This is a genomic window from Streptomyces sp. NPDC054863 (genome assembly GCF_053610825.1).
Genome location: NZ_JBSGZD010000019.1, coordinates 18,199 through 35,249, shown reverse-complemented (window position 1 = coordinate 35,249; position 17,051 = coordinate 18,199). Strand labels below are relative to the sequence as shown.

The 17,051-nt window shown below is 66.8% G+C and carries 14 protein-coding genes and 3 pseudogenes; 5 read left to right on the top strand and 12 right to left on the bottom strand.

The annotated features are described in order from the left end of the window. Nucleotides 1–14 precede the first annotated feature (14 nt). The 5 genes and pseudogenes from ACWGIG_RS06500 to ACWGIG_RS06480 form a co-directional block, all read right to left on the bottom strand. On the bottom strand, nucleotides 15–815 hold the full coding sequence (locus ACWGIG_RS06500) for an ATP dependent DNA ligase (protein ID WP_453320396.1): 801 nt from the start codon (nucleotides 813–815) through the stop codon (nucleotides 15–17). Between the two features lie 187 nt (nucleotides 816–1,002). Beyond that, nucleotides 1,003–1,326, bottom strand: a complete 324-nt coding sequence (locus tag ACWGIG_RS06495; RefSeq protein WP_453320395.1) for a TfoX/Sxy family protein — start codon at nucleotides 1,324–1,326, stop codon at nucleotides 1,003–1,005. 33 nt (nucleotides 1,327–1,359) lie between these two features. After that, nucleotides 1,360–2,067: an NADPH-dependent F420 reductase gene (locus tag ACWGIG_RS06490; protein ID WP_453320394.1), complete on the bottom strand. Its 708-nt coding sequence runs from the start codon at nucleotides 2,065–2,067 to the stop codon at nucleotides 1,360–1,362. Between the two features lie 57 nt (nucleotides 2,068–2,124). Next, nucleotides 2,125–2,538, bottom strand: coding sequence for a VOC family protein (locus ACWGIG_RS06485; RefSeq protein WP_453320393.1), 414 nt, complete (start codon nucleotides 2,536–2,538; stop codon nucleotides 2,125–2,127). A gap of 144 nt (nucleotides 2,539–2,682) precedes the next feature. Then, nucleotides 2,683–2,925 (bottom strand): annotated as a pseudogene (locus ACWGIG_RS06480) (ester cyclase); the annotation flags it as partial. Nucleotides 2,926–3,011: 86 nt separating this feature from the next. Between ACWGIG_RS06480 and ACWGIG_RS06475 the strand changes: the two are divergent. The 4 genes from ACWGIG_RS06475 (at nucleotide 3,012) to ACWGIG_RS06460 (ending at nucleotide 6,550) form a co-directional block, all read left to right on the top strand. Beyond that, nucleotides 3,012–3,605: a helix-turn-helix transcriptional regulator gene (locus tag ACWGIG_RS06475; RefSeq protein ID WP_453320415.1), complete on the top strand. Its 594-nt coding sequence runs from the start codon at nucleotides 3,012–3,014 to the stop codon at nucleotides 3,603–3,605. Nucleotides 3,606–3,762: 157 nt separating this feature from the next. Further along, nucleotides 3,763–4,584 carry a class I SAM-dependent methyltransferase gene (locus ACWGIG_RS06470; protein WP_453320392.1) on the top strand — a complete coding sequence of 274 codons (822 nt, stop codon included), beginning with the start codon at nucleotides 3,763–3,765 and terminating at the stop codon, nucleotides 4,582–4,584. A 341-nt stretch (nucleotides 4,585–4,925) separates the two neighbouring features. Further along, complete coding sequence (locus tag ACWGIG_RS06465; protein WP_453320391.1) at nucleotides 4,926–5,861, top strand: nitrilase-related carbon-nitrogen hydrolase; 936 nt, start codon at nucleotides 4,926–4,928, stop codon at nucleotides 5,859–5,861. Between the two features lie 206 nt (nucleotides 5,862–6,067). Next, nucleotides 6,068–6,550, top strand: a complete 483-nt coding sequence (locus ACWGIG_RS06460; RefSeq protein WP_453320390.1) for a WapI family immunity protein — start codon at nucleotides 6,068–6,070, stop codon at nucleotides 6,548–6,550. Nucleotides 6,551–6,779: 229 nt separating this feature from the next. Here ACWGIG_RS06460 and ACWGIG_RS06455 read toward each other — a convergent pair whose 3' ends face one another. The 6 genes and pseudogenes from ACWGIG_RS06455 to ACWGIG_RS06430 form a co-directional block, all read right to left on the bottom strand. Beyond that, nucleotides 6,780–7,250 (bottom strand): hypothetical protein, encoded by a 471-nt coding sequence (locus tag ACWGIG_RS06455; protein WP_453320389.1) that lies wholly within the window; start codon nucleotides 7,248–7,250, stop codon nucleotides 6,780–6,782. 116 nt (nucleotides 7,251–7,366) lie between these two features. Then, a pseudogene (locus tag ACWGIG_RS06450) lies at nucleotides 7,367–7,579 on the bottom strand (ISKra4 family transposase); the annotation flags it as partial. Between the two features lie 508 nt (nucleotides 7,580–8,087). After that, on the bottom strand, nucleotides 8,088–8,540 hold the full coding sequence (locus ACWGIG_RS06445) for an SCO4402 family protein (protein ID WP_453320388.1): 453 nt from the start codon (nucleotides 8,538–8,540) through the stop codon (nucleotides 8,088–8,090). A 791-nt stretch (nucleotides 8,541–9,331) separates the two neighbouring features. Continuing rightward, nucleotides 9,332–9,862, bottom strand: coding sequence for an IS5 family transposase (locus ACWGIG_RS06440; RefSeq protein WP_453320387.1), 531 nt, complete (start codon nucleotides 9,860–9,862; stop codon nucleotides 9,332–9,334). A 16-nt stretch (nucleotides 9,863–9,878) separates the two neighbouring features. Beyond that, entirely contained in the window at nucleotides 9,879–10,568 is a 690-nt protein-coding gene (locus tag ACWGIG_RS06435) for a hypothetical protein (RefSeq protein ID WP_453320386.1), read from the bottom strand. Nucleotides 10,569–12,474: 1,906 nt separating this feature from the next. Continuing rightward, on the bottom strand, nucleotides 12,475–15,036 hold the full coding sequence (locus tag ACWGIG_RS06430) for an SdrD B-like domain-containing protein (protein ID WP_453320385.1): 2,562 nt from the start codon (nucleotides 15,034–15,036) through the stop codon (nucleotides 12,475–12,477). A gap of 545 nt (nucleotides 15,037–15,581) precedes the next feature. Between ACWGIG_RS06430 and ACWGIG_RS06425 the strand changes: the two are divergent. Continuing rightward, a pseudogene (locus tag ACWGIG_RS06425) lies at nucleotides 15,582–16,439 on the top strand (IS5 family transposase); the annotation flags it as partial. A gap of 6 nt (nucleotides 16,440–16,445) precedes the next feature. On the opposite strand, the gene ACWGIG_RS06420 reads toward ACWGIG_RS06425, so the two are convergent. Next, complete coding sequence (locus ACWGIG_RS06420; protein ID WP_453320384.1) at nucleotides 16,446–16,979, bottom strand: SUKH-4 family immunity protein; 534 nt, start codon at nucleotides 16,977–16,979, stop codon at nucleotides 16,446–16,448. Between the last annotated feature and the right edge of the window lie 72 nt (nucleotides 16,980–17,051).

The window sequence follows — 17,051 nt, the reverse complement described above, 5'->3', positions numbered from 1 at the left end:
ACTCCTTTGAGCGATCACGGACACCGCAACACTCGTGATCTTGGCAGTCGGCCAACGCTGTTGTCCGGTGTTCTCGCCTTTCCCAAGGAGCCGCTGACCCTCCGCTCCGGGTCAGATTTGCTCCGGTGCCAGCTCGGGGCGCAGCCGCTGGAAGGAGGGATGGCGCAGGAAGCCGGCCGGGTGCGGGTGGCGTAGCGGACTTCGGCGACCAGGCGGGGCAGCACCCACCGGGCGCCGGGCACGGCCGGAGCGGCGGTGAAGGGGCAATCGGTGACGGCGGCCACCGCCAGGAGGCGGACGAGGTCACTGCGGTCGCGGTCGGTGAAGCCGGTACCGACGCTGCCGAGGTAGCGCAGACCGCCGTGCTCCTGGAGCTCACCGAGCAGGAGCGCCCCCGGCAGTCCGTTCAGCGAGCCCCGGCCGGGCACCGCGAAGAAAGGTCCCTCGGAGAGCGACATGAACCACCCGCGGCCGCGTGCGTCATCAATGTGGCCGTCCTGAATGGCTCGCTGCATGTTGCGGCCGAGTCCCAAGGTGCGGTCCGCGTCTTGGAAGTCGAGGAAGACTGGTGTCGTGGCCCTCACCGTCTCGACAACGAAGCCCGTCTGTTCGGCGTCACGGGCGAGGCGGCGGCCGATGGTGGCGTGGCGGACCGCTTCTGAGGTGGTGTAACGCGTGAAGGCACGGCTCGTGTCGAGGTCTTCCGCATCGACGACCAGGGTGTCCCAGTCCGGCTCGGCCAGGCCGATCCGTGCCCCTGGCCGGGTGGCCAGGTGGAGTTGTGCCAGCACGCTGGTCGGTTCAGCGACGTGCATGAGGACCCGGTCGATCTTGGCCCGGTCCACCGTGCCCGGCTCGACCGGCAGGGCATGAGCAGTGGCGGCCCTTCCGGGCGGACGACATCACCGAACCAGCCCATCCACCGGCCGCCACGTCACCCGCGGTGACGAGAACGGGGGTAAGGACTGATAAACGTGGTTCTCGACGCCGAGGGCGGCCGGACTACTTGGGCGGCAGTTCCGCGGTGATCTCGATGGCTCGCCTCAGCCATTCTTCGAGGACGTCGTCATCCAAGGTCTCCTCCGCGAGGACCACCCAGCCGTTCTGTTCCTTGCCGCGGAACACCAGCTGCCTGGTGCCAGGGCGGGCCAGGGCCTCGTCCATCCCGTCCGGCCCGACGCGCACCATCAGGCCCTCCTCGTACAGATTGGCGAGCGCGTTGCCCTGCAGGAGGAAGGTGATCCCGCCGAACATCTTCTTCGCGGTCACCCCCTCCGGCTCCAGGAGCTCCTTGATCCGCTGCGCCAGCACCTCGTCGAAAGCCATGACCTCAACCTCTCTCACGGGGCGCCGCCCCGGTCAGCGGACGACCTTGATGCCGAAGCGGGCACCGCCGAGTGCGAACTGGATCGCGCTGTGCATGTGGGCGTACATCTCCATTCCCCGGCAGGCGACGATCGGCCCGAGGTCGAGGACGTCCTGCCAGCCGTAGGACCGCAGGAGCGCGGTGACCTGCTCCTTGGCGTCGGAGTGCTCACCCGCGATGAACATGGTGTGATCACCGCCGCCGATGGCCTCGGGCGCGGTGGCCGTTTCCTGTTCCTGGGTGACGCACGCCTTGACTATCTTCGTGGCGGGCAGCGCCCGCTGAATGCGCTCACCCAGGCTGTCGGAGTCCACCGGGTCCAGGGCGGGCATCACGCCCCACGGAGTGGGCCAGGGGTAGGCCTGCTGCGGGTTGTAGCGGTAGGGGACGGCATAGTCCATCAGGGTCTTGCCGGCCAGATGCCTGCTGATCGCGGTGAGCTCCCTCACCGCGTTGGCGCCGTCGATGCCGTTGATGACGAAGTCAGCGCTCTGCGCCGCGTCTGCGAAGGGCATCAGCTTGATGCCGGGGTGGCCGGCGAGCCACTGGCCGAACGGCGGGGTGCCCATGAGATCGGGCTCGGTGCGGCCGAGCGTGAGCTGGGGGTCCCGGGTTCCCACAGTGACCTCGTGGCCGAGCTCCGCCAGTTTGGCGGCGTGTGCGCGGCCTCCGCCGCCGGTGCCGAGAACTGCGATCTTCACGACGTAACTCCTGGATTTCTCAGCAGTATTGGGGCTGGGGGGACTGGCGGAGGCCGGTCAGGCGTCGGCCTGGTCCCTGCGGGCGCTGATGCAGAACGGCTGGCCCGAGGGGTCCAGCAGGACGGTCCAGTGTTCGCCGCCGGGCTGGTGGTCGGGCTTGGTGGCTCCCAGTTCGAGCAAACGCTGCTCGCCGGCCGCGACGTCGTCGAAGGCCAGGTCGAGGTGAAAGGGCAGCTCGTCCTCGGGCCAGCGGGGGGCCTTGAACTCCTTGGCCGTGTAGAAGACATAGGTCGTCGAGCCGTCGGTGACGAGGAAGGCGGTGGGAGTGCCGTTCTCGTCGGGGAACTCCTGGGTGAGCTGCCAGCCCAAGGCGGCGGCGTAGAACGTGGCGAGTGCCTTGCCGTCGTGGCCCCAGAAGGCGTACGAGGACACCGTGCCGACGGCGACAGGGTGGGAGGACGTACCGGTCATGAGGATCACTCCTGGACTGAGAAGGGGGGCGGAGAGGGCTGTGAAGGTGTGTGGCGGTGCTCGTCTGCGCCAAGCGCCGTGTTGGCACTCCGTTGCTGAGGCGCGGCAGCGACTCAGAGCTGTGCGGACGCCTTGGGGAGGCGGTCAACGGCCGCCGGGGTGGTCGACCTGCGAGGCGATCTTGCCGCCGCTCAGTTGCAGGACTGTGCAGAGGCTGACCTTGCCTGGCTTCTCTGCCGGGGGCAGGCCCGGGCGCGTCCCCGAGCTGGTGGCGGCGAAGTTGTAAGCGACGGCGACGGCGTCCCCGTCGGCGGTGGCCCTGGTGAGGGTCAGCTTCCGGGCGGGTGCCGCAGCCGAGTGCTCCTGCACGTGGCGCACCCAGGCGTCGCGGCCGGTGAGCGTGAGCTCGAAGGCCCGGCAGGCTAGGTGATGTCGTCGGTGTTCAGCGCCCCGGGCCGGTGGAAGTCTTGGTCGTGGTAGGCGTCCGCCCACTCTTGAACGAGCTTGATGCTGGTCATGTGACTGCTGGCCTTTCACGGCTGGGGAAGTGCTGGGGGAGATACTGGCGCAGATGTAGGCCAATTGAAGTCCTACAGGCCGCCTCCCGGCTACCGGTGCCGTGGAGCACCGCCCCACCGCCGATCCCTCTACCCTGGCCCTGCTGGCCGCCGCCTGCCGCGACCACGAGACGGTCACTTTTCACCTACCGCCGTGGCAGCGGCGAGACGGGACCGCGCCGCGTGGAGCCGCACGCCCTGGTCGCCGCCGACCCCGTCTCGTACCTCGTCGCCTACGACACCGGCCACGACGCGTGGCACCTATTCCGCGTGGACCGCCTCACCGACCCCGCCTCCACCGGCCACCGCGTCACGCCCCGCGAGCTGCCCGCCCCCAACGCAGCCGCGTACGTCGGCCAGAGCCTGACCGCCGCCCCCACCCGCTTGAACGGCTGGCATGCTCGGAGAAGGCAGCAGATCTCAACACGCCGACTTGACAGGGAATCCTGGGCGCAGGGGATCGCCGACCCTGACACGGTCGCCGCGTGCCGCAAGCAGCACGGCCGATGATCAGCCAGTAAGGATCGGCCGGTCGGTGTGCGGATGCTCGGTCACCACGCCGTACCCGGCGGCACGCAGACAGTCGGCCACCTCTTCCGCGACCGCAACCGACCTTTTCCGGACTCAAGGACGGCCGCGTGAAAGGCCTGCGTCGTAGGTTGGGCGAGTGACGACTACCGCACCGCAAGAAGCATTTCTGCAGGCGTTCCACGCCGAGTACCCAGCAGTGACCGCAGAGGCGTTCGGCCGTGGCCGTGCTCCGGACGGTCGGTCCAGCTACGAGATCTTGTGCGATCAGGTCTCTGGAAGCACGCGCGTGCTGGACCTTGGCTGCGGCGATGGCCTACTGCTTGAGTTCCTGGCCCGAAAGGCCGGGAGAAAACTCGCGGGAGTGGACCTGTCCTCGCACTCTCTGGCGCTGGCACGACGTCGACCGACTCTTTCCGAAGCGAAGCTGGAAGAAGGCCGAGCACAGGAACTTCTTTTCGCCGACGACAGCTTCGACGCCTGCGTTTCTCATATGGCGCTGATGCTGATGAGCGAGATCGAGCAAGTCGTAGCTGAGGTTGCCCGAGTGCTGTCTCCCGGAGGTGTTCTGGCATGCGTGGTGGGAGGCGGGGCCGTAGGCGGCGAGGCTTATGAACGATTCCTCACGCTGTTGCGGCGCACGATTGAGGAGACGCCGGCCTCGCAGCGCATCCCGGCATTGGGGGACAAAAGGACACGCAGCCGCGAGGGGCTCGATGAAGTCCTCGGACCAGCAGGCTTCGCGGCGGTGGGCTGGGAGACCGTTCCTATAGATCTGAGCGGACCAGTGGAGCAGGTATGGGCTGCAGTTTCCAGCCTTTATGATCTTGGCCCGCTCGATCGCGCGACTGTGGAGCGGTTGCGTAAGGCCTTCTTTGCCGAGGTGAGGGATATGACGACGTCAGACGGGCACGTCCCCTGCGCCTTCAAGATCTGCCTCGCCACGGCGCGACTGCGTTAAGTAGCTCTTTCGATCAGGCTTGGCTGCATGCGGATCTCCTGTCACGGAAACGAGTCGCAGTGATGTGTGACAGCGGCCACCGAGAATTCCCCGGGCGCGGCCAGCTCTGATGTGACGTTCCGTGATTGGTGTTGTCGCCGTCGGGGCCTCGAAGGAGCTCGCGTCGGGTCCGAGTACTCGGAGCTGATGATCATCGTGAGGTGGGGCGCGGCTGGTGTCCGTCGTTGATCAGGTGGGGGCCTTGCCTCTTACGGCCCTGTCGTGGTGTCCGGTGGCGTGCTGAATCGTTCTGGCTGCGGGCGGTCGCCCGGACCGCCAGCCGCGGAAGGATCCCGTTGTCGATGTCGCAGCCTGTACGTGTCGTGTTCCGCTCCGCCCGGCGCACTGCGCCGGCGTTCGGTGAAGGGCTGCGGGTGGCCCTGTACCAGGGCCAGGGCCCGGTCGGCAGCCGGGAGGCAGTGGAACAGAACCTGGAGCGTCTGGCCGAGGTGGCCGCACTGGCAGCGGACTACGACTGCCAGACAGTGGTGTTCCCGGAGAAGTACACCACCGGTTACGCGATCGGTCCCGAGCAGTGCCGGGAACTGGCCGAGCACCGTGAGGGCCCCTCCATCGAGCGGGCGCGGCTGGTGGCCAAGGAGCACGGCCTGGCCGTGGTCCTGCCCTACCCCGAGCGGGACGGGAACGCGTTCTACGACTCGATCAGCGTGATCGCGTCCGACGGGCTGGTGGCGGCGAACTACCGCAAGACCCACCTGTACGGGGCCGCCGAACGCCGCAACTACTCCTTCGGCCAGGACCTGCCGCCCGTCGTGACCCTGAACGGCATCGGAGTAGGCGTGCTGAACTGCTACGAGTGCGAGTTCCCGCCGCTGTACCAGTACCTCGCCGAACAGGGCGCCAAGATCGTCATCGGACCCACGGCTGCGGACGGCCACTTCCGCCTGGCCGGCGGCACCATGAGCCAGGTCCCCTACCAGGATGCCACCCGCCACATCATCCCGGCCATGGCCAGCATCTGGCGCCTGTTCATCGCCTACGCCAACCGCCGCGGCTGGGAACAGGTACCCGCCGGCGCCTGGCAGTACCAGGGCAACTCCGGCATCTGGGCACCCGATGGCGAACCCCTCATCGCCGCCACCGCCGAAGACCGCCACCACGACTGCCTGCTCATCGCCGACTGCCTCCCCGCCGAAGTACCTCCCTTCAGTCCCGAAGGCCACCACCCCACCGACAACCGCCTCACCCTCAACCCCGCCCTGCGCCCCACCCAGTGAGGACCGCTTCCTGTCGGCACCGGAGAACAGATGGTGCGCGGGCATCGGCCCGATCCCACACACAGCGTGACCGATGACGGCCAGTCAACTCCCCGCTCGCTGTCCGCCAGTGGGGAGATCCAACTGGCCACTATCACCCAGGGGGTGGCGTTGAAGTGTGGTGAGGGGCTGTGCCGTACTGAGGCAATCAGTGGCACCCTTTGTCGATGTTCTTGGATGGTCAGGAAAGCAGTGTCGATCTCTGCCCGTTGCGGTACCAGTTCACCGCGGTCCGCGACGATCCATACGATGACAACTGGCTGGTCATCAGTGGCTCGGTGACGACTCCGGAGGGCGCCTGGGCCTTCGCTGATCCTTGTCTGCTGGTCGATGAAGCCCGCCAGGTGTCCGCTTGGCTGCGCGCGGTGGCGGCTGGAACGGTTGCGGTGACCGGGCCTGAGGCCGACGGCTCGTTATCTCCGGACATACGGTTCGTCGAGCCGGTCCTGGCCTTCAGTCTCACCGATCGAAGCAAGGACGGTGCGGTGATCCGAATGCACCTGTCCATGGAGGCGGAACCCCCCTGGCAGCAGGGTGAAAACGGAGCAGACATCTACCAGTACTTCGTCGAGGTCCAGGTAGATACGACTGGTCTGCTTCGCGCGGCAGACCAGTGGGACCTTGCCCTGGCTTCGTTTCCCGCCCGCTGATCGAGTAGGGCGTCCACGTACGACGACTTGATGCACGGCTTCGCAAGATTCACCACGACCGGTACCCCACCCCATCGCCCCAAACGACTGGGTTCACTGGCAAGGAAGTCGAAAGGGTGTGGATCCTTTGAAGTGAAGCGTTGAGCTGGGCGACCGCTGAGCGTTCGGTAGCCGGGCCGATCGGCCGACCCAGGTTGAGTGCGCGCGGCATCCGAGTTCAGCTGAGGGGTTAAGCAAGCTGTTCAGGCTCAGGCGTGGGCTTCCGCTTGGATGTGATGAGGGTGACTGACATGGCGATCAGGGACGCACAGAAGAGAATGGCGAACACGCATATCGCCGGGTTGACGAGGTCAGGTACCGATTCGTACCCGCAACTGGTGTCGCTGAGCGGCCAGTCCATCATTGGGTGATCACCCATCAGGTCGTCCAGGTCGTCGTCGGCAGTGCAGGGGTCGTCGGCGTCCAACTTGAGGAGGCCCTGCATGGTGGACATCCCATAGCCAACGGCGGCTGTGCAGGCCAGTGCTGAGGCAATGCCGAGCCGCTTCCAGAAACCGGGCTCGCACCATGTCTGCGTGCCGTGTCGTGCGATGGTGATGCCGAGGCTGATGGCGAAACCCGCTGCGATGGAAGCCAGCAGCCACCATGTGGTCATGACGACAAGCACGGCCAGGAGGACGGCGGTATAGACAGCTTCCATGGTGTCGGAAGGTATCCCAGGGGATGCGGCCCTTTGGACGAGAGAGTCTGGATCAGGCAGTGAGGCGGTAGTTCTGCTGGTCAGGGGTGAGGTAAAGACGTTGGTGTTCACGCGTCGTCTTCCCAGCCCCTTAGGTAGCGGTGGCAGGTGGTGACTGCCTCGCGACGGGCGGCGGGAAGGTGTTCGGCCGCGGCCCGGGCGGTCATCTCGGTGGCGGCGCGGTCGGCGTGTCCGGCGAGGATCACGGTGAGTTTGTCCGCGGCCCAGATCTCCGCCTCGCGGCTGCCGGGCGGATGGAAGACGTGCGCGGCAGTCCGGCAGTACTCGGCAGCACCGCCACGACCAGGCCCTCCCGACACGACGGCACCATCGTCACCCCGCTGCCGTGAGGCCGACACGACGGCCCTATCGTCACCCCGCTGCCGTGAGGCGCCGACGTCTTGTTCGGTTCCGGCACATCCCCCGCCGAAACGCCCGGTCCGGCGGCCTCCGCGGCCGACAGCTCCGCCAGCACCTGCGCGACGGTCTCCCGCGTGATCTCCAGCCGCGACAGATCCTCCCGGGCCTTCTCCAGTCGAAGCCAACTCCGCAGCCTCCGCCCGGAGTTCCTCCACTCACTGCCGTGCCGCGGCCTCCCGCGCCTGAAGCTCCTCCGGCAAAGACACCATGGCGCCCATCTCCACCACGCCACGGTAGGACCCCAACGAGGCCACCACACAGCAATCAGCATCTTCCCAGCTCAGCCCATCCCCCGAGAGCCTTTGAAGGGACGAGGCAGGGGCGGATGAACGGGGTGAGCTGACTGATATCGGATGGGGGCGGCTATGACCGTTCCCGCTACGGGGTACCGGCCTCGGGTACCTTCTGCTCGGATTCAAACGGCCAGCGATGTCCGGCTTCGTGCAGTTTGCTCAGTGCCGTGAGGTCGTTGGTCACCAGGACCTGTGCCAGCCGGGCTGCCGCGGCAACGACAGCGGGCCAGTCCGGCGAGTCCAGGTATGCCTCGTCCTCGGCATCAGCACCGACCGCGTCCTGCACTGCGTCGTAGGCGGCACCAAGACGTGCCATCAGCTCGGTTTCCTCCTCGGTACGGAGGCTCTGCCCGAGCCAACGTGACGGATTGTCCGCCTCGCAGAAGTCGTCGAACAGCACGTGCACCACGTGATCGAGGTTCTCGAACTGATCCAGGTCGAGCCACACCTCTCGTTGCCAGGTTGGGCTGGCCAGCGCCACGACCGCAGGCACGACGTGGAGACGGTAGTGAGGCAAAGCAATGCCGTAATCGATCACATGCCGAGGGTACTCACCTCATGATCGGCCAAACCCCGGGCCTCGTCTACGGATCTCTTGAGGCGGAGCATGTTGAGCTGGGAGAACGCTCCCCTTCCAAGGATCCGCACCCAAGTCGAAACGACTGGGTTCGCTGTCAACCGCCTCGGTCGGATGACAGAGGACACCGACCCGACTCCGTCGATCTGCGGCCCTAGGACCTGTCCGCCCGATCACGGCAAAGCGGCTCGCGAGGGAACCGAACTGATCCGTCCTTGGTCAGTGTGAGAGAGGTACCTCGGTCGCTGCGGGGGATGTAGACCGGTCCGCTTGCCCGGTCACCCTGCGGCACGGTGTTTAGGGGAGGCGTAGGGATGCACGTGTCGAGGGCGGAAGGCAGGGCGCCCGCTTCTGCCCCGGGGTTCGGCTGGTACTTGCTGGCTCCCGCCCTCGCCGCCATGGGCGCGTACGGCGGCACAGTGTGGACCGGTCGGTCGTGGGCGAGTTGTCCCCTCGGGAACGACGCCAGCAACAACGTAGGGCTGCTGATGACGCTGTTTGTCGTGTGGCTCTGCATGACTCTGACACTGCTTCTGCTCCAACTCGCCCTGCGGAGGTGGCCCCTTCGGGGTGGGCGGGCAGCGATGTGGCTCGCACCGCTCGTGGCCGTCATCGCACTGACGTTGCTGTACCGGGTCGGGATGGATTGGCCTTACCACCCGCCCGGAGGCCAGTGCACGGAGGGCTATCCGCTCTTCCCCTTCACAGGCAAGACGGGCCCGAACTCCGCTGCGTAGCCGCTGCCGGGTCGATCATGTGCGGAGCCAGATGACGAGGGCTGCGGCGGTAGCGGTGCCGAGGTAGACGTAGCCGCGCTTGTCGTATCGGGTGGCGACGGCCCGGGCGTTCTTGAGCCTGTTGATGGCTCGTTCGACGGTGTTGCGCTTCTTGTACCGCTCTTCATCGAAGCCTGGTGGCCGTCCACCACGTGAGCCTTTACGCAGGCGGGCGGCCTGGCTGTCGGTCCTCTCCGGGATCGTGTGGCGGATACCCAGTTGCCTCAGATACTTGCGAACAGGGCCGTTGCTGTACGCCTTGTCGGCCGCGAGGCTGTCTGGCTTCACCCGCGGCCTTCCCCCGCCGAATCTCGGGACGCGGACCTTGTCCAGCACAGCGATGAACTGAGTGCAGTCAGCCCGCTGGCCGGGAGTCACGATCAGGAACAAGGGTCGGCATTGGCCGTCCGCGCCCAGGTGGAGCTTGCTGGTGAACCCTCCACGCGAACGGCCCAGGCCCTCACCTCCCGCGCCACCTCCACTCCCTCCCAATCCCGGTGAACCCATGCGGTCACAGCGCCGGCTAGGGCCAGACAGTGAGGTCGATCGTGAGGAAGTCACCGTCGTCACGCGTCTGAGGGCCCTCGCGGACCGTGACCAGGGCCACGTGGTCCCTGCTCAGTACACAGATGCGTGAACCCTTGGTCAGGGCGGCCTTCCTGATGATGTTCGTGTAGCGGGTATCGGCTTTGCACTCCTCCAGCGAGCCCTTCTGTCCGGGGTCGAGTTTGACGAGGTTTCCCCGGGACTCCAGTCCGTTGAAGGAGTTGTAGATGATGTCGCCCCGGGGGCCGTCCGGTGCGTGGAGCTGTATGGGGTTGTCCGCGAGCAGGATGTAGAAGTCCGTGGGCATTCGGATGTTGGCCTTGGAAAGGATCGTGGGGTTCGGGACTGGGGGCGCTGTGTCCGGCGGCGCCTGGGAGGCCGGGCCGGTGCCGACGGTGTGGGTGACCGTCACGGTGGGCTGCGGTGCGGGGGCCGATGCCCGTGCGGTCGGGGAGTTCAGCACGGTGGGGAGCCCGAAGAAGCCGAGAAGTACACCGGCGACCCCGGCCAGCGCGGAAACCACCGCGGCCCATTCGCCGAGACGGCGGGAGGAAGGCGTGGGGGGAGGCGTCGGGGAGGGCGGTACGTGCGGCTGCGGCGGGGCAGGTGCCGGGGTCGGTGGAACAGGGGTGGGTGATCCTGTGCTGTCCGGGTTCGGACCGCTCATGAAGCGACTCCTTCAAAGGGGCGCGGATGCAACGTGGGCCTCAACTCGTATACCTGTGGAGGTAGTTGATACCAGCGAGGCCGTGGTGGCAACGCGCCGCCCGACAGTCGACGCCCGGTCCGCAGGTACGGGCGGACCAGGCACCGGCCTGGCGCAGGCGGCCCTGGACTCCCGGCTCCCCGGGCCGGCCTGACGTCGGCCGTGGTAGCCGCGTGCGCGGATCTACAGGAAGAGACGGTTCCTGTTGACGTGACCGAGGCTTTCGGTGAAGCGGTGTCTACCTACGCCTTGCACGGCGAGTCATGACGCTGCGCCCCGCCGATGAAGGTGGCTGGACCATCAACGCGCTCGCTCGCCGGCTTCGCCTGGACCGAAGGACAGCGTCCGACGGTTCCGCGCCACCGACCTCGACCAGCACAACATCGTGCGCGCCGGCAGCGGTGACCAGCACCGCCGGCGGCAGGCCGAGGTGTCGGTGCGCCCTCGCACTCGAACCCGCCGGTGAGGGCGAACGGCCGGTGAAGCGCACACAGGACACCAACAGGACACCAAGGGGAGGCTCAACCTGCGGGCAGCGCAGCAGCTTCATGCCCGCGAGGGGCCTCTGCGGGAGCCGAGGAAGCATGAGGAGCAGTCGGGTGGGTCCGGCGAGGGGGCAAAAAGCGCTCGGGCGGGCGCTGAGAGTGTCGTTCAAGCCGGGAGTGTAGATCTCGAACGTGCGCAAGCGGGCCGAGAAGCTCGCGCCGGAGCAGCGGGGCGCGCTCGACGAGATCGGCAGGGAATGGACACCGAATGCCGCGGTTGCCGCGCCATGGCCTCTTGAATGACCGTTCCCATCACACCTGGCCACCCGCGTATGTCCGGGGGTGGCCAAGTGCGTAGGAGAGGTTGGATCACGAGGCTGTGATGACTACGCGGCCGTTCGCTCCGCGGGCGTGGTGGGAGAAGGAGGCGCATGCGGCCCCGGTCGTGGCTCCGTCAGGGCCGACACCCGGGGTGCCGTGGGCTCGTTGGTTCCTTCCTTCACCGCCACAGCCGCTGGCACCGCCGCCTCCGCCACCGAACCCGGCGTGCCCCGCTCCGCCGCTGCCGCCGTCGCCTCCGCGTCCTCCGTTGCCGTAGCCATACGTGCCATCCGTTCCAGTCTCCCCTGCGGTCCCGTTGGCGCCCTGGCTACCGCCCTGGCGTTCGAGTTCTACAGCGGAGAGCCGGATGCCGCCGACGCAGGTGGTCGTCTGCCCGCCGGGGGCGCCGGTGCCGTAGTGGCCGCCACCGCCACCGATGGCACCGTAGGAACTGGTACGGCCATAGCCGTTGTAACCGTTGTGACCGTCGGAGCCATTTCCTCCGCGGGCGGCCGTTACCCGTGCTCCGCCCAGCAGGTTCCGCACGCTGCTTGTGCCGGGGGAGAGAAGTGTGGTTCCTGCGACCGTCACGAGGAACGGCTCCGCGCTGCGGACCTGGGAGATTCGGCACTTGATGTAGGCGCCGCCGCCCCCGCCGCCTGCACCTCCGCCCCCGCCTCCGCCCCCGGTATTGCCCCCGCCGTATCCGCCCATGCCTGAGGTGCCTCCGTTTCCGCCGGCGCCCCATACTTCGACGACGAGCGAACGGGCTCCCTCGGGCACCGAATAGAGAGCTGCGCCGGGATTTGCGAAGACCGTGGACGCCGCTGCGCGGGAAGCTCCCGCAGCCGAGTCCGATGCCGCAGCGGGCGCGGTGAGCGTGGCGGCGGTCACCGCCGCGACCGCGCAGGCCACCCCCACCCGCGACGAAATTCCGCACTTCATGATGGACCTTCCCCTAGCAAATAAATGGAACAAATGTCCCATCAGTGGAGTTCTCTACCCGTCGCGCCGGGGTTCCCTCCAGACCGCCGCTACCCCGTGTGTCCGGGGGGGGGCTGCTACTTCTTCTTCTTGTCGTCTTCCTTGGGCTTGTTCTTGAGGGTCACGCGCAGCGGGTTGAACTCGCAGTTCTTCTCGGTGATCTTGAGCGGTCCGGTGACGGCCTTGGTGCCCACGGGCAGCTCGAAGCCGTCCGGGACCGCGGTCTCCACCAGGTAGTAGCTACCGACCATGATCTTGGGGAAGGTGCACTTGCCCTGGACGTCGGTCGCGCACTCGTCGCGCCGCTTGTCGGGCTTGGAACCGGTGCGCTGCAGACCCGCCTGGCCGTTGGACTCCTGCCACAGCTGGAAGACCGCGCCCTGGACGGGCTTGCTGTCCTTGGAGCTGACCTTGCTCAGGATGATCTGGGTCGGCTTGTGGAAGCCGAAGTCGATGTCGTGGTCGTTCTCCCCGGCACCGTCGATCTCGACGTCGGCCGCGGAGAAGCGGCCGCCGTCACCGTACGGCTTGCCGTTGGAGTCGATGGCCATGTTGCCGCCGTTGCCGAACTGCGACGGCTGGTAGCCGTCCAGCACGCCGCCCGCGGCGTAGTCGGCCGGGTTGTCCATCCGCACGAAGTACTTGCGGCCGTACACCCAGTCGGCCGGGTCGACGTTCTTGACCAGCGTCGAGTCGAAGTAGTACTCGCCCCGGGCGTTGGTCTTCGTCGTGCCGATCTTCTTGTTGTCCTTGTCGTACAGGTTGACCGTGGCGCCCACGACCGGCTTCTCGTCCGGGTCCTGGATGCCGTTCTTCATGCGCTTGCCGTTGTCGTACCAGACGCGGTTACCGATCTGGAACGGGGCCTCGTCACACAGCACTTCGAGGTCGGCCATGGAGCCGCCCTTGCCGAAGGTGGTGGTGAGCTGGTTGCCCACCTTCGGGTCACGGGATCCGTCACGGTTGACGAACATCGTGCCACTGTTGTACGTCGTGTCGATCACGTCGATGCCCGAGGATGCAATGTAGTCCTCGACCTTCGACAGTGCGATGCCGGAGAACGCCGACTCCTGGTGGAAGCCGGTCCGGTACTCGCCGGGGTAGTACTCCTTGACGTCGTCGGACTGCCCGCCGGTGGGGTTCGTCGCGGCGTTGTTCTTGCAGCCGCCGTTGCCGTCCAGGACGAACTTGCCGCCCTTCTTACAGGCCCGGTTCAAGTCACCGCCCGACGCCGGGTCGGCCAGGCCGCCTCCGACCTTGTTGCGCATCTGCGCGCCCGTCTGGTCGGCGTGACGGTCACGGAAGCCGAGGATCAGGTCCCCGTCGGTGTCCACCACGATGTCGCCGAGGATCGGCTGCGGGTAGGCGTACCGCAGACCACAGGCCTTCCCGTCCTGCTCGTCGCGCCAGCCGTCCGCCCACGGGTACCAGCCGGCGCCCTTGCAGTTGCCGCCGAGGGTGTCGGCCTGGCCGCGCGGGAAATCGAGCTTCTCGTCCATGATCGTGCCGGTGAACGTGCCGCCCTTGGGGTCGAACGTCTGCACGACGGCCCGCATGTCGGCCTTGCTCTGGCTCGACTCGGCCGAGCAGACGCCGCCGACGTAGACCGTGCCGTCCTGCACGCCCAGACCGAACGGACGCCAGTCACCGGCCGCTGCACACCCCGGGTTGGGGATCGCGTACGACGCCTTCGGAGCCGCCGCGGTCTTCTGGGTGGCGTCGTAGCGGTACAGCTTGCGGTCGTTGAGGTTGACGACGTAGAGGTCCTTGCCGTCCTCGCTCACCTCGACGTCACCCAGCGACTCCTTGGTCACCTTCGGGCTGAAGGCGAGGTCCATGTCGGGCATCGACATGTCGTGCGCCGTGCTGCCGACGTTGGGGACCGTGGCGAACTGCGTGGTCTGCTGGGACTGACGGTCGGTGAGGTAGATCGCCCCCGGACCGCCAGGACCGTACTTGGCCCCGCGGCGCGCGAGCGCACCGGAGAAGACCCACTTCTTCTGCTTGCTCCAGCCGATGCCGTACAGCGCACCCGTGGTGCCCTTGTCCGACAGGTCCGTCGTCTGGTTGTCGTTGCCGCGGGCGTTGTACGGGAAGCCCACCAGCGTCCGGCGGCTGTCGGGCTCGGAGAAGCCCTCGATGTCCTTGCCGATGCACGCGGTGACCAGCTCGGCGTTCTTCTGGCAGTAGTCGCCCGGGTTCCAGAACGACGTGGTGATCTCGGCCGAGTTGCCGCCCTTGAGGTCGACGAACTCGACGTTCGACGACAGGACGGTCGGGTCGTCCAGATCGTCCTTGGGCGACGCGAACCCCGGGAAGAGCACTCCCGGCTTGGGATTCTTGGCCTCGATGCGGTACTTGCCGCCGCGCAGCTGGGCGCCCGGGCTCAGCGTGACCGTCCCGTCCGCGGCAGTCTTGCCGGTGACGCTGCGGCCGTCCGCGTCGGTCAGGACGACCGTGACCCCGGCCATGCCGGGCTCCAGCACCTCGTCCCACTTGCCGTTGGCGTTGACCTCGCGCACCACACGGATCTTTGCACTGCCGTCTCCGGCATCGGCATAAGCGGACGGCACGGCGAGCACTGCTCCGGAAGCCAGCACCGGCAGCACCACACCCAGCGCACCGACTCTGCGCGACAATTGTCTACCGCGAAGAGCGGCAGGAATGAAGGTGGACAACGTAACTCCTGACATCGTTGAGACCCGTCGAGTAAGAAGTCGGGCCACTGTCGACTTCAGCAGAACGCATCGGAGCCAGAAATGCATGACCGAACATCCGCAGAAGAGTGATATTGCTCCAGACGGCTCACCGCATCACTCCATAGCCACGGAAAGCGCGGGAAGGATTCCTGAAGCCATCAGAGGTGACGTCACATTACATTCGCAGTACGGACTTCAGACCGTGCTCTTCGCAGGTGCTTATCCGCCTGACACGCCGTCGCCTCCGGTGTTGCCGGATCTCCGCGTGCGACGTTCAACACGCTCCTGTCGAGAGTCGATAGTCGGGCCCTGATGGTCATCGTCGGCAGGACCCACTCCAGACACACCACGCAGGTGAAAAACGCCGAATGTATGACACAAGTTCCCACTTTCGGGCTGTTCCCCTTCCGAATGTCCTTCCACAACAAGCGTGATGCAGGCTGCTGGGTCCTGTCCGACGGGTCCTGTGAGACGAGTGGCAGCGGTTGGAGCGACATCTGCCGCGTAACCGCGGTCGGGGGCGGGCATTGGCAGTGCCACCGACGGGTGATCAACGGCATTCTGTTCCGGCAGCGGACCGGCCTGTCCTGGCCGGATCTGCTGCCCCAGTTCGGCAAGTGGAAGACGGTTCACGATCGTCATCGCAGATGGTCGGCGGACGGCACGTGGGAGAAGATCCTGCGGGCCGTGCAAGCCGACGCTGATGCCGAGGGCCGGATCGACTGGAGCATGGTGAGCGTCAACTCGACGTCCTGCCGAGCACACCAGCGCGCAGCCGGTGCCCTCAGCCGCGCGCCACGAATTCCGGGCCGCCGCAGTCGCCCGGTCAGACACCGTTCCGACGAAGGCCTGGGCCGCTCTCGGGGCGGGCTGAACTGCGAAATCCACCTGGCCAGCGAGGGTGGTCGTCGCCTGTTGGCCTTCGTCATCACGCCTGGACAGTGGGGTGGCGCCCCGCAGTTCATACCTGTGCTCGAACAGGTCGAATTCCCAAGGTCGGGCGGTGGACGCCCACACACCCGACCAGACCAGACCACTTCGGGGGAGACACAGCGTATTCCTCTCGACGAAACCGCCGGTACCTGCGGCGTCGACAGATCAATCACACGATCCCTGAACCCGGGGACCAGCAAGCCAACCGCCAACGGCGGGGCAGCAAGGACGGTCGGCCCACCGGCTTCGACACAATGGTCTACCGGCGTCGCCATGAGGTCGAACGCACCATCAACCGGCTCAAGACGTTCCGCGCAGTCGCCACCCGATACGACAGTCGCCACCCGCTACGAGAAGCGGGCCTACGTCTTCCACGGAACGGTCACGGTCGGGCGATCCGGCTGTGGCTCAGCCCGTCACCACCGTGTCCGCGGCCCTACCTCTTCTTCCGGGACCAGGACGCCGAGCTCGACTTCCTCGAAAACGCGTGACCACCAGGCTTCTTCTTCATCCTCGAACACCTTCGGATCGCCCTGCCGGGCCCGCTCGATCACGTCTTCGACGTAGTCCTCGTAGTCGTCGTCCGTATCGCTCCTTCCCGAGCAGGCGAACGCCTCCCACACCTCCAGGACGTTCTGCAGACCAGCAACCGAAGAGCTGACCAGCCCGTACTGCCGATCCCCATCACCTTCATAGCCGCTGACCATCCACACTTCACCGCTGTCGAGCAGCAGCCAGTACGTGTTGACGCCGTCCTCGAACGCACCGAGGAACGCAGCCCGGCCCGGCGGAAGGTCTCGCACATCCAGCTCACGACCCGAGTCCCGCACGAACATGCGCGTGCAGTCGGAAGGCAACCCCCGCTCTACCAGCCCAGAAGCCGCCTCACCGCCGACACCCAGGCCCGCGAGAACACTCACGTCATACGGCAGCCACAGCGCGCTCGGCAACCGGCACCCCCTACTCGATCCGTCCATCCGATCTCCTCAGGCCGGGTGGACGACCCATCGGACAGGACCTAG

Excerpts from the sequence above, each read along its gene's own strand:
- ACWGIG_RS06465 (WP_453320391.1), top strand. The coding sequence starts at position 4,926 with ATGTCGCAGCCTGTACGTGTCGTGTTCCGCTCCGCCCGGCGCACTGCG.
- ACWGIG_RS06460 (WP_453320390.1), top strand. The coding sequence starts at position 6,068 with ATGTTCTTGGATGGTCAGGAAAGCAGTGTCGATCTCTGCCCGTTGCGG.
- ACWGIG_RS06495 (WP_453320395.1), bottom strand. The coding sequence starts at position 1,326 with ATGGCTTTCGACGAGGTGCTGGCGCAGCGGATCAAGGAGCTCCTGGAG.
- ACWGIG_RS06500 (WP_453320396.1), bottom strand. The coding sequence starts at position 815 with ATGCACGTCGCTGAACCGACCAGCGTGCTGGCACAACTCCACCTGGCC.
- ACWGIG_RS06440 (WP_453320387.1), bottom strand. The coding sequence starts at position 9,862 with ATGGGTTCACCGGGATTGGGAGGGAGTGGAGGTGGCGCGGGAGGTGAG.
- ACWGIG_RS06455 (WP_453320389.1), bottom strand. The coding sequence starts at position 7,250 with ATGGAAGCTGTCTATACCGCCGTCCTCCTGGCCGTGCTTGTCGTCATG.
- ACWGIG_RS06435 (WP_453320386.1), bottom strand. The coding sequence starts at position 10,568 with ATGAGCGGTCCGAACCCGGACAGCACAGGATCACCCACCCCTGTTCCA.
- ACWGIG_RS06485 (WP_453320393.1), bottom strand. The coding sequence starts at position 2,538 with ATGACCGGTACGTCCTCCCACCCTGTCGCCGTCGGCACGGTGTCCTCG.